Annotated in this window: 9 protein-coding genes; 2 read left to right on the forward strand and 7 right to left on the reverse strand. The window is 36.7% G+C overall.

Annotated features, from left to right (window positions below; all coding sequences use genetic code 11):
* Window positions 1-64 precede the first annotated feature (64 nt).
* Window positions 65-1,633, reverse strand: a complete 1,569-nt coding sequence (locus ACWPVZ_RS08645; RefSeq protein ID WP_454381828.1) for an ATP-binding cassette domain-containing protein — start codon at window positions 1,631-1,633, stop codon at window positions 65-67.
* Window positions 1,634-1,762: 129 nt separating this feature from the next.
* On the opposite strand from ACWPVZ_RS08645, the gene ACWPVZ_RS08650 reads away from it, so the two are divergent.
* Together ACWPVZ_RS08650 and ACWPVZ_RS08655 are read left to right on the forward strand one after the other, a co-directional pair.
* A complete protein-coding gene (locus ACWPVZ_RS08650) occupies window positions 1,763-2,596 on the forward strand; it encodes a helix-turn-helix domain-containing protein (RefSeq protein WP_454381829.1) in 834 nt (277 codons plus the stop codon).
* A 63-nt stretch (window positions 2,597-2,659) separates the two neighbouring features.
* Complete coding sequence (locus ACWPVZ_RS08655) at window positions 2,660-4,009, forward strand: MATE family efflux transporter (protein ID WP_454381830.1); 1,350 nt, start codon at window positions 2,660-2,662, stop codon at window positions 4,007-4,009.
* Window positions 4,010-4,894: 885 nt separating this feature from the next.
* Here ACWPVZ_RS08655 and msrB read toward each other — a convergent pair.
* The 6 genes from msrB to brnQ form a co-directional block, all read right to left on the reverse strand.
* Entirely contained in the window at window positions 4,895-5,845 is a 951-nt protein-coding gene (gene msrB, locus ACWPVZ_RS08660; RefSeq protein ID WP_454381831.1) for a peptide-methionine (R)-S-oxide reductase MsrB, read from the reverse strand.
* 152 nt (window positions 5,846-5,997) lie between these two features.
* A complete protein-coding gene (locus ACWPVZ_RS08665) occupies window positions 5,998-6,375 on the reverse strand; it encodes a DUF6985 domain-containing protein (protein WP_454381832.1) in 378 nt (125 codons plus the stop codon).
* Window positions 6,372-6,965, reverse strand: coding sequence for an HNH endonuclease (locus tag ACWPVZ_RS08670; protein WP_454381833.1), 594 nt, complete (start codon window positions 6,963-6,965; stop codon window positions 6,372-6,374). The genes ACWPVZ_RS08665 and ACWPVZ_RS08670 overlap by 4 nt, the downstream gene beginning before the upstream one ends.
* Window positions 6,965-10,381, reverse strand: a complete 3,417-nt coding sequence (locus ACWPVZ_RS08675; protein ID WP_454381834.1) for an ATP-binding protein — start codon at window positions 10,379-10,381, stop codon at window positions 6,965-6,967. The genes ACWPVZ_RS08670 and ACWPVZ_RS08675 overlap by 1 nt, the downstream gene beginning before the upstream one ends.
* A gap of 5 nt (window positions 10,382-10,386) precedes the next feature.
* Window positions 10,387-12,876, reverse strand: a complete 2,490-nt coding sequence (locus ACWPVZ_RS08680) for a dynamin family protein (protein ID WP_454381835.1) — start codon at window positions 12,874-12,876, stop codon at window positions 10,387-10,389.
* A gap of 164 nt (window positions 12,877-13,040) precedes the next feature.
* Entirely contained in the window at window positions 13,041-14,369 is a 1,329-nt protein-coding gene (gene brnQ, locus ACWPVZ_RS08685) for a branched-chain amino acid transport system II carrier protein (protein WP_454381836.1), read from the reverse strand.
* Window positions 14,370-14,387 lie beyond the last annotated feature (18 nt).

Consider the following 14,387-nt stretch of genomic DNA (forward strand, 5'->3'; position numbering starts at 1 on the left):
GTTGTAAAGCAAAAGAAAAGACTAAGCAACTACTCTGTCTTGCTTTTACTGAAAGTAGCTCATGCTATTTAATTCTTACGATTGACTTATTTTCAATTCTATAGACAACATCGTAATCTTCCAGTTTATAATGATGGGCAATTTCAATAATATTATTAGGCAACTGTTTCAAGACATTTCTTATTTCTCTTGAACTTGCTACATCTAAAGAAGCCATCATCTCATCCGCAAGTAAAACTTGCTTGCCTCTCAAAATAGCACGTGCAATCTCCAGTTTTATGATTTGACCACCTGAAAAGTTATCTCCAGTTAATTCATAGTCTAATTGGTGACAACAAGCCTCCCATAGTCCAACTTTTTTTAGTATTGAAATGAGCAATGAGTCAGAATAATCTTGATAAAGAGTTAGATTATGTCGCACACTTGTATGAAAGACATAGGGATTTTGATGAATAATTGCAATGTAATCTAAATTTGGAGTCAGCTCCCTTCCATCAAGGCTTTTAAAAATGATTTCCCCACTATATGCCTTATCTTGTCCTGATATTAACCTAAAAAGTGTTGTTTTTCCAATACCACTATCACCAACTATAAGGTTATGCTGAGACAATGAAAAAGTAACCGTAACATCTCGAAAAATCTCTTGATTATCATAAGATTTAGTGACGTTTTTTAACTGAATTTCTTCTAAAGTATGTATGTGAAGCCCTTTTGAAGGAATTTCTGACTCACTTCCAAATATCAATAATTTATCTTTTATCACTTGACTTGATTGAATACTTGCAATAGCCTCCAGAATCTGTTGTAAGGGGTTAATAAGATATGTTGAAGCAGACATCATAGCAATAAGTGTAGTAATTGAATTTTGTTTCATGACAAGACCAATCACAAATGGTCCAATCAAGCCGACAGCTTTCAGAGGTCCTGTCCAAAACATAACTAAATTCTGAAGCGTATAATACTTAAATTGTGTCGTCTCCATCTCACTAAGGGTTATGAGAGTTTGCTTTACATTCTCTTTTTCTGCTTGGTTGAAAATAATCGTTTCAATCCCTTTACCAAAGTCTGTAATAGCTCTTAAATTTTTCTCTTTTGAGCTACTTAGTAATTCTCCTGACTCTTTTAACTTTCTCTTAAATATAAACTGAGGCAAAATCATCAGAAAGGCACCTACAGTAAAAAGACTACCTACAATAATATTTTGTTTGAGCAGATAAATTACAGATACTAGGACAGAGGCGCCCCACACTGGCGAGATAAGAAAAGATTGGAGGAACTCCTGGTCTACAATTCCAAGATCTTGTGTCAAGAGTGAGCAAAGCTCAGAATCCGAGATGTTTTTACAAAAGACAGCATGATTCTTTAAAATATTTTCTGACAGTCTTACATTAAACGCTCTAATAATAGAACGAAGCAGAATATTCTCTATATACATAAAAGCGTACACAGCCACCCAAAGAGAGAGACTCGAAAATGTAAAAACTACTAAATCCCGACTATTACTACTATCTAAATGACCTGCCATCTGGATAATTACAGGAATAACAATGCCTTGACAGGAATAAAGAAGTGCAAAAATGATATAAAGTACCATTTCCTTCTTAGGAAGTAGCTTAAAAAATTTAACCATCATTGTGATACAGCAACTGATTTATTTTTTTCAATAATCATTGCTTTTACCTCCTTCCTTTTGATACTATTATTTTAGTTTATTAATAGTATCAACTATTGAAATTTCGGAAATCCGATAAGGAAATATTATATGGAACTAGGTCAAAAATTTAAACAGATTCGGAAACAGAGAAAATACACTATCCAGAGACTCGCTCAAGTAGCTGGATCTGTAGCGAGTCTTTCAGACTTTGAAAATAACAAAACATCACTCTCAAATGATACTCTTTTCAAACTTTTAAAACACCTAAAAGTCGAATATAATGAATTTTTCGGACAAGAATATCTTGTGGACGAAACCTACATAAAACTTGCTAATCAATACAATCAAGCTTCAAATAACCTAAATTTTGAAGCACTGGAGCAAGTCGCAGAAAAGTTTCGCATTTTAGGAGAAACCAATTATAGTGATTATCTGATTAGTCTTTGTATTGACTGTCAGGTTTCAAAACTTCAAAACCAGTCAGTTAACCAAGATATTGCTACAGAACTTCAAAACTATTTCTTTTCAATTGATATTTGGACACTTCTCGATATTGATTTACTGGATATGGTAAAGGATATCTTCACAGAAGATGCGCTAAAAATCTACATTAAGGAACTCCTATCAATACTCAATAAAAATCCTAGAAATAATTTAGATCGAATCGCTTTAGATGTTATCAGTCGTTGTATTTTCCAAATCATTCTTTACGGAAATCAAGAAGATAGTGACTACTATATAAACGAACTAAAAGCTATTCAATTACCAGACTATTTCATGTTACAAAAACTCTACCTTAAAGAACTAGAAGCCGCTTACCTTTATAAATTTATCGATAAGAACATGGGAAATTCATTACATAAAGAAGTTCTCCACTGCTTGGCTTTTATGGGAGATGACGAAAATTTGAGAGAGTGGACCCAAACTTTCCGTCGATTATAGACTTTATTGGATAACAGTTGTACAATGATTATATAATTTGAAAAATTTAGAAAGGAAAACAGAATGCACGAAACACACTCTCTCCGTGAGCGATTCCTTGTTTTCTTCAAGATTTTTGTGCCCATACTGATTTATCAATTTGCCAACTTTTCGGCAGCCTTTGTGGACACTACCATGACTGGTCAATACGATACCCTACACTTGGCGGGGGTAGCCATGGCAACGAGTTTATGGAGTCCTTTTTTCACCTTTTTAACAGGTATCGTCTCTGCCTTGGTTCCTATTATCGGACACCATCTAGGGGCAGGTCGCAAGGACCGAGTGGCACCTGATTTCTATCAATTTCTTTATATGGCTTTGAGTCTATCACTTATCCTTTTTGCTCTCGTTTTTCTGGGGGCTCCCTTGGTTTTGAATCATCTAGGTCTGGAGCCTTTGGTCAGAAAGGTAGCCCTTGGTTATTTACGCTTTTTGAGTCTTGGTATCATTCCCCTCCTACTCTTTAGCGTGGTTCGTTCCTTCCTTGATGCTCTTGGACTCACACGCCTTTCCATGTACCTCATGCTTCTGCTCCTACCTCTCAATGGTTTCTTCAATTTCCTCCTCATCTATGGCATTGCTGGTTTACCAGAGTTAGGGGGAGCTGGAGCTGGGCTTGGAACTTCATTGGCTTACTGGGCCCTTCTCCTTATTTCCATCGCGGTTATCAGAAAGCATAAAAAGATTAAGCCCTACCACATTGAAAAGGTTCAACCCCTTGATAAAGCAGCTCTGCTTGACGCCCTTAAACTAGGTCTCCCTATTGGTGGAACGGTCTTTGCGGAAGTCGCCATCTTCTCAGGTGTTGGTCTGGTTATGTCTAAGTATCCGTCACTAGTGATTGCTAGTCACCAAGCGGCCATGAATTTCTCAAATCTCATGTATGCCTTTCCTCTCAGCATTTCCAGTGCCATGGCTATCATTATTTCCTACGAATTTGGGGCCAGACGCATGGATGCCGTCAAGAGCTACAGCAAACTGGGACGGTTGACAGCCCTGGGATTTTCTATCTTTACCTTGATTTTCCTTTATTTCTTGCGTTATGATTTGGCTGAACTTTATGGGCATGAGCCTGACTTTTTGAGAATGACGGCCATTTTCATGACCTATAGCCTCTTCTTCCAAGTGGCAGATGTCTTTGCGGCTCCACTTCAGGGAATCCTGCGTGGCTATAAAGATACCAAGGTACCTTTTTATCTCGGTGTCCTAACCTACTGGGGCATCACCCTCCCAGTTGGCTTCCTGCTTGAAAAAGTCACTGGACTTGGTCCCTATAGTTACTGGATTGGCCTGATTACCAGTCTTATCGTCAGTGGTCTCTGTTACCAATGGCGCTTAAATAGAATCGTCAAACGATACGAATCACAACAGTAACACACCTGAAGCAGTCTTTTCCGACTGCTTTTTCTATGTCCAAATCTCGATAATACAGAAAAAACCTCCTGCATATTAAAAACAGATAAACTGTTATCAATACACAGAAAGCTTCTTTTGATGAGTGATTAATTAAATTCAGATTTTCCTGACCTATTACCAAACTGGATTCATTAATGAAAACATAGATGTTTAATATTGAAAAAAGTATCACAGAGACCAGCTGGATTAACTAGGGCAAAATAAATCATGACTAAACCACACAGAGCTAGGAAATGATAAAGATAAACTACTTTCTCCCCTGTTTTAGGAAGTAAAAGAAAAGACCAGAACCACAAGACACAAATGGCTATTAATATGATTAGTTTATTCATCCATTCCATAATAATCTCCGTCAAAAAGGTTTAGCACAATAAAATAGTCCTTAGGACTATCTGAATGTTATCACAAAATCTAACAAGCGCTGTCATTACTTCTTAAGGAAATATCTTAGTATTCTCTTGCTAGTCTTGTTTTGGTAAGTTAAGACATATAAAATCATATTGGGAGGTTGGGAAGACTCATTATTACACAAAGTACAATAATGTTTACAGACGCCAAAACCAGCAAAAGCCAAGGAGAAGGACACATTTACACTTGTCAGATTTCTCACTATTATAGTGTACTATTTTTTCTATATACGAAGTAAAACAAATTGGATAAAATTGTAAAAAAATGTAATGAAAGGTCACTTTTTTGTCCTGAACGGTTAGGTAACATGTTATGTTAGCTTTAAAGGGCTTTCAATAAATTCTTTTACAGGTAAAAGAGGCTGGTAGCAAGCAGTACCAACCTCTTATTTTATGATAAGCTTCTGCTAGAAAAACTCTTAATACTAGTGAATAATCAGTCTACTTGGTCAAGTAAGTAGGCGTAACCTTCTTTTTCCATATCGGCTTTAGGCACAAATCGTGTCGCTACGCCATTGATACAATAGCGTAAACCACCCTTGTCACTTGGACCATCTGGAAAGACATGGCCAAGATGAGAATCCCCCACACGACTACGGACCTCAATACGATCCATATTGTGAGAATGGTCTTCCTTGTAATTGGCTACCTCAGGACTAATAGGACGAGAGAAACTCGGCCAGCCACAGGCTGAATCAAACTTATCCTTGGATGAAAAGAGTGGCTCGCCAGTCACCACGTCAACGTAAATTCCAGGCTCAAATTGATTCCAAAGCGGACTAGTAAAGGCACGCTCCGTTCCATTTTCCTGGGTCACAGCATAGGCTTCTGGACTCAAGCTTTCCTTAAGCTCCTCCTGATTTGGCTTGTGATAAGCACTGGCATCAATGACCGGACTAGCTGCCTGATGGACATTGATATGACAGTAGCCATTAGGATTCTTCTTGAGATAATCTTGATGGTAATCCTCTGCAGGAATAAAGTGCTTCAGAGGCAACAATTCAACCGCCAAAGGCTGGCCGTATTGCTCAGTCATTTCTTGGAAAACTTGCTCGATAATTGGCAAGTCATTTTCATCGGTATAGTAAACACCCGTACGGTACTGACTACCCACATCATTGCCCTGTTTATTTTTGCTTAGAGGGTTGATGATACGGAAGTAATGTAGCAAAATCTCTCGCAATGACACTTTGCTAGCATCATAGGTTACCTGAACAGTTTCAGCGTGGCCCGTCTGACCAATAAGTTCATAGCGAGTCGTCTCACTACGCCCATTAGCATAACCCGAAACAGCATCTAACACACCTGACACACGAGAGAAATACTCCTCAACACCCCAGAAGCAGCCACCAGCAAGATAAATAGTATGATTATTAGGATTTGACATTTTTAACACTCCCTTCAATAGATACTTGCATCTCCACGCCTTAAGTGTAACGCTTTTGAGAAGATTTCGCACTTATGGTGACTTGGAGAGACAAAAAAATCCCACCACATTGTGATAGGATTCAAATAGATGACTTTATCACCTTTATTATTCTACAAATAAACAGATTGACTGGTAATCAATACATCAGGTAACAACTGGACAACAATACCTTCATCAGGATTTTCAGAATCATCAAATAGGAATGCTAGTTCTCCAGTTCTTTCGATGGACAATTCACTTAAACTAAATCTCTGTTTACTTTCAATACCAAATTCAGCTATCAACAAGGCTTGAAGCTTTTCTAACTGTTTATCTTTTTCCTCTAAAAACAGAGAGTATACCGATTCTTGTTGTTCTGTAATACCATCATTTTCATAGTATGCCGAAAAAGCCACTGGCACATTTTGAGACTGTGAAAACAAATTCACCTCAAGCTTGGTGTAATACCCAAAATCAAATTCTAATTCACCAAATTTTGACTCTATCATGATTCATTACCTTTCTTTTCATTTAATTCTTTACATTTAGCGATTCCACCTTTATGTGGAATTGCACCGTGGGCATCTATAGGTACCAGATCTAAGGTTTTCATGTCACTTCTTTCATGATAGGTAAGCCTATGTTCTTTTCTATAAGCTTTTGCCTCTTCAGGACTGACTCCCATTTTGATAGCTAATTGTAAATCAGCTTGTTTAAAATTTTTATCCCTATTTTCTGTAAAGTTTTTTATTGTAAAGCTTTCTTTAGCTATAGGTGTAAAATCTGGTTCCCCATTCTTAAAGGTAATTCCATCAATACCATATGGTTGAAATATTTCCTTAATCGTTTTCTGTTCTGGATTAGTTTGTGTATTCTGCGGAACATAGTTTGGATCAGGAATCCATTTCGAATTTCCAGGCTCACCAGTCCAGTTACCATTTGTGCTAGGAATAAATTGCTTTTCAATATTATTGTCATTTATTTTAAAAAGTGATTTTGTAAAACTTTTAATGTCTTGTCCAGACAACTTATCCTGTGGGAGAATACTCTTAAAATTATCGGCAGTATTTTTCACTGCTTCAAGAATTTTTCCTTCCATTAGTATACGCCCCCTTCTTTTGTTTGAACTTCAACAAAACGTTTAAATAGATTTTCGTAGGAAGAATCTCGAAACTGTTGTTCTTCAATTACCAATGCCAAGATGATATTAATGATTTCTTTAGAGTAAGATTCAATAGGTAGTTGGAAATTATGTACAACAGTATCAACCCAATCATGAATCTCGTCTTTATCCTTTGATTTTTCAATGGCTTGATTGGCATCTAGCAATTCATATACAAGTTCTCTAATACCCTTCAAATTAACGTCTCCACCAGCATCATTGACTTCCATAAGAAGCCGTTTAATTTTTGAGCTGATATTTGAATTTACAATCAATTCACTCACACTAGAATAATCTATATGATTACCTTCGGACATCCAATTTGTTATAAGATAATCTAAAATAACCGATTTGACATTATCGACTTTGAAGCTTTTAGGCGTAGCACTTCCTACAAACGTATTCTGAAATGTATTAGAGTCATACTCAACTTTTTCAACCTTACATAAAACTGGTTGAATCCATTCATTTTGATAGACTGCCGCAACTCCCTTTGGTAATTTGGCTAGTTCTATGATTTGGTCATCGTTTAGATTAGCTGACTTACCTACTAGCTCACGATCTGAAAAATCAGGTAATCGCATGATAATCTTAGTATTAGTATTTCGGATAACTGACAAATCCATTAGACCTGGTGCTTGATCAGCAATAATAAATCCTTCCCCATAAGTGCGCATTTCAGCAATGGCATTTGCCAACATCTCCACACTCTTACCCAAGAGATTAGCTGATTCAGACATTTGTTCTGTTGATGTGCGTTTTAAGAGATTATGCGCTTCTTCAAGCACAGTGATGTGTTTTAATTCTGCATTCATATCCCCATTAGTCATGCGATACTCTTGTAATTTCAAGACCAAAATACCCATTAGCAAAGATTTTGTCTCAGTGGAACCGACTCTACTAAGATCAACAATGACATTCGTATCAAATAGATGCTCATTGGTGAGTTCCTCATTTGAGAAGATAAGTCCATTAATACCGTTTGTAAGAGATTCGATTCGAGTTATTAATGCTCCCTTGTAAGCACCTTTATTCTCATCATCATATTCACTGGAATCAATTATCGTCTTAATATTGTCTGCTATATCATTGAAATTTGGATACAATCTACCATAAGGGTTGGTTGATTCAAGGAGATTCCATCCACAATCCTGATAAGATTGTTCTACAGCTTTTTTTAAAACCGCTGGCATAGCCGCATACATTGGCCAGCACACATTGAAAATTTCGACTAGCCTATCTAGATGCTCTAAGATATGAATTTCTTTAGGGAAACTAAAAGGATTCAACCTCAACAAAGGTGTTAACTGAGGATTCGTTCCATAAACTGAAACGTCGTCGTGATTACCAAAGACATGCTTATATTCTCCTTTTGCAGGTTCAACAACTAGAAATTTCAAGCCATTCTTTATACCTTCATTAAGAAGTTGATAAATCGTATTACTCTTACCAGAACCCGTACTCCCTGTCACAAAAACATGTGAAGCTAAAGAGTTTTGGCTCAAATTGACTGGTATATCTTCCTTATGATACATATGGAAAATATCACCTAAATGAATCGTCTTATCAGTAACAGATTCTTCATCAAATTTAGCAATATTTCGTCCGAATTCTGCACACTCTAAAATCGGTAGTCCTGGGATAGATTTTCTAGGAAAATTCAATGAAAAGGCCAATTCTTGACCAGTAAGAGGTACTGTTGGAGTCACAATAGATGGATAGACATTAAAGGTTGAATCAGCTAATAACAGATTAGGATTCAGTCCAAATAAGGGATGGCGTAATTCTCTTAGATAAGCAACTATTTCTTCTGCATCACCACTGCTCTCACCCAAATCTCCTCTCCATAAATTAACTGAAGACTGACTCATAAATGACTCTTCTCCTTGGGTCAAGGCTAGGTATGTATGAGCAACATTATTCGCAATATTCTGGTCTTCACTTAGTACATAGGCAGCAAACTCCCACATGCCCATAGCTGTTCCTTTTTCGAAACGTTTCATCTGTTCTTCAAGGACCTTAAGGGCGTGAGAAATATTATGATTGGTAAAGGACTGGGTAATGCCCTCGTTTTTACCAACAGTAGCAGTCACATTTGAGGCACGCGCAAAATTAGCACCGATATTAGAACCTAAGTTAACACCACTTGAAGAGCCCAAGGTCTGACCAACTGTTTGAGAAAAGGCACGACTAGCAGTTTTAGCAAGCGCACGGCTAACAGTTTTTGCAGTCGATTGACCAATAGAATCTGCAGTACTTGTCCCTTGATTCCAAGTATGATGACGGTCTAATGTTGCCTTAAATAATTTGCCATCAGCTCCAATACTACCACCAAAACTATCTGATGATCCTTTATTTGTACCATCTGTATGGGAAGTATTTGTACCCTCAGTCTGTCCAGACGAATCCGTTTGAGATTGACCACTGGTTTGTGTGTCTCCCGCAGATTGGTTAACTGACTGATTCTTACCGTGTTGAATACCTGCACTAGCTCCTACATTAACACCAAAAGTAGCCATAGAGGTCGTTGCATCTGAAGCAGTAAAAGTATAGTTGGTTTGCCATTTTTCATATGGTGCTAAGGCTGAAAATAGCTCAGATAAGCGCAACTTTCTATTTTCTATATCTTGGATAGGACTTGCTAAAAGGATTAAGGTATAGTTTTCGGATGGTTGTGACGGAATGATACCATCAATCAATTTTTCGATGGTTTGACTAATAAATTTTTCAGATTTGGCAGTGGGTAAATTAGACACTGTTGCCACTGAATAAGGCTTAGAGTTTGCTAGACAAGGAATCCTACCAATTCCCTTTTCATTTTGAACTGTAGATCCAGGAAAGTTACCTTTAATGGCTTCTAACAATCGCTTGCGATAATTTTCGACATTGACATTATCAGAATCATTCTTAGTATTTACTACAGCCAGAAATACTTCTGTATTAGTCTCGGTTCGATTGAAGACGAGAGCAATATTACAGTCTTCGTTAGAAAGTACTTCATAAACATTAACCAGTTTTTCTAAACTATTTTCTTTTTTGTCAACGACCCATTTTGTGATATTGAAATACCTAATATTATATGATTCCTGAAAGTCTGTACCAAATTCTACCTTATTTTCTATAGGAACATAGAGTTCTTTTATTTGTTCCAAATACGAATTAAAAATTTCTACTCCACATGAAGCTAATAAACGGTTCGTTAATTCCTCATCGCTAATATTAGGTTGATCTGCCAGATACTTCTCTCTTTGCTCCTCAACTTGTTTGAGTTGCTCAGGGCTCAAAGCTGAAAGTTTAGCAACTTTATCTGCGGCCTTAGCTCCAGCCTTATTAATAATGTTTTTTATTCCCATAAGATTCACCTACAAAAAAAATATTTCCAAGTAATCATTTGTTTAATCTGGTTAGTATAATTTTCAATTTGTTGCTGTTGCTCCTCTAAGCTTGCAACTTCATTTCTTGTTTTCTGAATTTTCGTATTCAAAGCACTTAATTCTGGACTAAATTCAATAATATTTTGAACAATTATACTTGTAAGATTTACTAGCCAAATTTTAAAAGCTTTCTCGTGTTCCGAACAAATACTTCCTGAAAATTCTGTCATCTTTGATTTAAATAAATCATTATAGGTCTTCTTAAGGCCAGATGCGTTAACTTTACTTGATTTCAAAGTAAAGTCTCCCAATCTAAAGACATAACTGAGTTCTTCTTTACTAAACTTTTCAAGATTCAATTGAGTAAAATCTATCTCTTCATAAGATAAAATCAATTGAGAAAGCTTTTGACGTTTTTCTGGTTCAAGCCCCATATCACCTGAAATAATACGCTCAAAATGAGATTTTATTTCAGAAGCATGATTTGACCAAAAACTGCTAGAAATACGTTCAAAGTCTACCCTTGAAAAATAAAGTTCTTCTACAAATTTATTTCTAAAATAATCGACTGTTTGTGCAGAAGCTAGATTCTCTAAATTGATTTTCTTTGTCTTGTTCTCACGTGTAACACTGAGATAGTTACTAAACTCATTACTGATATTGCCTAATTTTAGATTACTAATATCTATTTGTTGATGCTCAGTTAAATTTAAAGTTGGATTTAATGAGAGTATCTCTTTGTGTATTTCATTATAACGGTCTAGAACATCCCCTTTTTCAATCTGTTTCATTAGACGCTCTTGGAAAATCTTCATTTCTTTTGGATACTTGATCAAAAGGTCATTTTTTTGGGATAATGAAGTGGATTTCAATCTTTCAACAATGACAGATTTTTGGCCATCAAGATTAGCCTCTAATTCTGCCTCTCTACTACGTAAATCTTCGTTTTTCTCTGTAATTACTGCAATTGTTCTCAATAGTAGTTTATCTAATAAAGCTTTTGCCTGTTGACACTTGTCATAGTGTGAATAGCGGTCAACAAAAGTTTTTATGGTATCTTCAATAGTCAATAAACCACTGTTTGCATAGATGAGGTCTGAGCTTTTTTCAGCAGTTGCTCGAACAGTATTAGACATTTGTCTTGGAAGAATATCAAACTCATACAACTTCTTATAGTATTTCGTTTCAGGATTCGAGTATTTTTCTCTATAAGTATCAAATTGCTCAGAGTAGAATTCTCCCTCTAAATGCCCTTTTAACTTGGCTCCAAGTCCTAATATTGATGAAACATAATAAATACCTTGAGCATACAACTCTCTTGGAATGGCTTGATTCATGATTCTATCTCTAAAAGAATCACTTTTAAGATTAGTCGAGCTTAAAGCCGCTGCCTCGGCCTTATTAACCACAATCATGGTGAACCGTTCATCTAATCCTTCTACTGAAATTAGCTTTTCTTTTAAATTACTGTTGTCAGTGCTGTCTAAGGAACTACTGTCAGTAACAAAGACTGGCAAACCATTTGACATACCAGCCATGGCATTTACAAGAACTTCTGAATGCTGACTATTGGTTGATGAATTAGAACCCGGGGTGTCGAATATTGTAATTTTTGAACCTACATCTCCTAAAATACCTTTCGAAAATGGGACATGTACTTCGATTAAATCTCCAATATCTTTATCAGTAGAATCATTGATAGCTTCTAATATTGCATATAGCTTTGAAATAATTGAATCAAAAGAAGTATTCAAGATACCATCGACTTTCTTACCAAATGAATCATTCATATTTAATCCATCATAAAACACTTGATCATCATAGAAACTGAGAACAACTCTCTCTTCTTTATATACAAAAGAGATTTTAGCACGATCTTCATAAGTACTAGCCGTGATTTTATAGATTTTAGCGGTCACGGGAGTCTCAGCACTTGGAAGTAATTCCTGTCCAATCAAAGCATTAATAAAGGTCGACTTTCCTGCACTATAAGTTCCGAGCACACAGATAGGAACTGTATCTCCCGAAGCATCCGAAAAGCGTTTTAACTGTGCTTCAATTTCCTTGTTGCTCTCACCAATATTCTTTATAATCAGTGGCTCAAGATTTCTAAAAATACGATTAATTTCTGGCAGAACATCACGTGCATTCTCTAAATAGTTTGTTGATGATGACAAAATAATATTTGAAAACCGCTCATCTTTTAAAGCCTCTTCTAACTGTTGCTTCTCATCATTAGGCCCTTCAAAAATTAATTCTAGTTTTTCATCAGGAATAGAATATTCATTTTCAATTTCTTTTAAAATATCATATACCTTAAAGGGAAAAAAGCCACGTTGAAAAACGGCTGAAACTAGCTTGCTATTTGAGTTATTATCACTATTTATTGTCACCCAATTATCACTAGATAAGTCGTAGCGACTGAAAGTTACTGTCTTTTCGTAAGGATTACTTACCACTTTAATTTTATTCATAATTACTCCGATTATTTAAAAATACAAGTGTATTATATCACAGCAAATGGTTTTCTGTATGCGCTTTCTATAAAATCTAACTATTTTTATTTATCTAATTCAAATTTAATCTATCCCCCACACAAAAAAAATCCCACCACATGTTATGTGATAGGATGTCATTTTTATTCCATTTCGAAGCTTTCGCTCTTGATCTTATCAGGTAAGATGAGAGACAAAAGAATACACAAGATGGCTGGTATCAACCATGGCAGTGATGCTCCTGATAATGGGAGGAAGTTAATAAGGGCATTGAGTCCCGAAAGTTTAAACTGGCTTCCAATTACACTAAGCAAGGCAATCAGCGTGACTACTGCAACTGTCACTTGCATACCAGGTTTAGACAAGGCCACGAACTTGTTGGCAATCACAATCATAACAATCGTGATGGTGACTGGGTAGAGAATCAAAAGCACTGGCACTGAGAAAGCAATGATATTATTAAGTCCCAAGTTGGCAATCGCAAAGCCAATCAAGGTAAAGATAATGGCGTAAGCCTTGTAAGATAATTTCGGAAATGCCTTGTGGAAGAATTCCCCAGTCGCAACGATAAGTCCTGCGGTTGTTGTGAAGCAAGTCACTGTCACCATGATAGCTAGGAAAATCTGAGCCGCTGGTCCAAAGATGGCTTGTGTGGCTTGTGACAAGACACTTGCACCAATATTGGCATCTTTTGGTAATCCCGCCACTTGGAGTGGGAAATGATTCCCCAAAAAGGCTAATCCCAAATACAGAGCACCGAAGAGGATAGTCACTACGAAACCAACGACCCAAATCGTTGAGATATACTCTTTTTTAGACTTGAAGCCTAATTGGTTGAGTGTGACTACTGCTACTACACTGAAGGCCACAGAAGCCAAGGCATCCAAGGTGTTGTAGCCTTCCAAGAATCCTTTACCAAAAGCAGAAGCCTGATAGGCTTGACTTGCATCCTGAGGATTGTGACCACCATATTTAAATGCTCCTGCCACGATAACGACAACAATCATGATGGCAAAGATAGGCGTCAATATACGTCCAATACTATCTAGAATTTTAGATGGATTCATGGCAATCCAAAGCGCTAGAGCGAAGTAAATCACAGTGAAAGCAAAGAGCCATAGATTTGTATGTCCACTTCCAATCAAAGGCGAGAAGCCAATTGAAAAGGCGGTGGCCGCTGTTCTAGGAATGGCAAAGAAAGGACCAATGGACAGATAAAGTACTGCCAAATAGACTAGGGCAAACTTAGGCGAGATTTTTTGAGAAATCTCATGAATGTAACCCTTAGGATTTAAAGTCCCGATAACCAGTGTTAGGATGGCAATACCAACACCTGATAGGACAAAGCCGGCAATGGCTGGCCAAAAATGACCTCCAGATTCAAAGCCTAACTGAGGGGGAAAGGTCAGATTTCCCGCTCCAAAGAACATACCAAACAACAATAAAGCTGTAAGGCTTCCCTTTTTTAACATAAGTTTCTCCAATCTAAA

It is taken from the genome of Streptococcus sp. Marseille-Q6379, from assembly GCF_965119505.1.

Excerpts from the sequence above, each read along its gene's own strand:
- ACWPVZ_RS08645 (WP_454381828.1), bottom strand. The coding sequence starts at position 1,633 with ATGATGGTTAAATTTTTTAAGCTACTTCCTAAGAAGGAAATGGTACTT.
- ACWPVZ_RS08650 (WP_454381829.1), top strand. The coding sequence starts at position 1,763 with ATGGAACTAGGTCAAAAATTTAAACAGATTCGGAAACAGAGAAAATAC.
- ACWPVZ_RS08655 (WP_454381830.1), top strand. The coding sequence starts at position 2,660 with ATGCACGAAACACACTCTCTCCGTGAGCGATTCCTTGTTTTCTTCAAG.
- msrB (WP_454381831.1), bottom strand. The coding sequence starts at position 5,845 with ATGTCAAATCCTAATAATCATACTATTTATCTTGCTGGTGGCTGCTTC.
- ACWPVZ_RS08665 (WP_454381832.1), bottom strand. The coding sequence starts at position 6,375 with ATGATAGAGTCAAAATTTGGTGAATTAGAATTTGATTTTGGGTATTAC.
- ACWPVZ_RS08670 (WP_454381833.1), bottom strand. The coding sequence starts at position 6,965 with ATGGAAGGAAAAATTCTTGAAGCAGTGAAAAATACTGCCGATAATTTT.
- ACWPVZ_RS08675 (WP_454381834.1), bottom strand. The coding sequence starts at position 10,381 with ATGGGAATAAAAAACATTATTAATAAGGCTGGAGCTAAGGCCGCAGAT.
- ACWPVZ_RS08680 (WP_454381835.1), bottom strand. The coding sequence starts at position 12,876 with ATGAATAAAATTAAAGTGGTAAGTAATCCTTACGAAAAGACAGTAACT.
- brnQ (WP_454381836.1), bottom strand. The coding sequence starts at position 14,369 with ATGTTAAAAAAGGGAAGCCTTACAGCTTTATTGTTGTTTGGTATGTTC.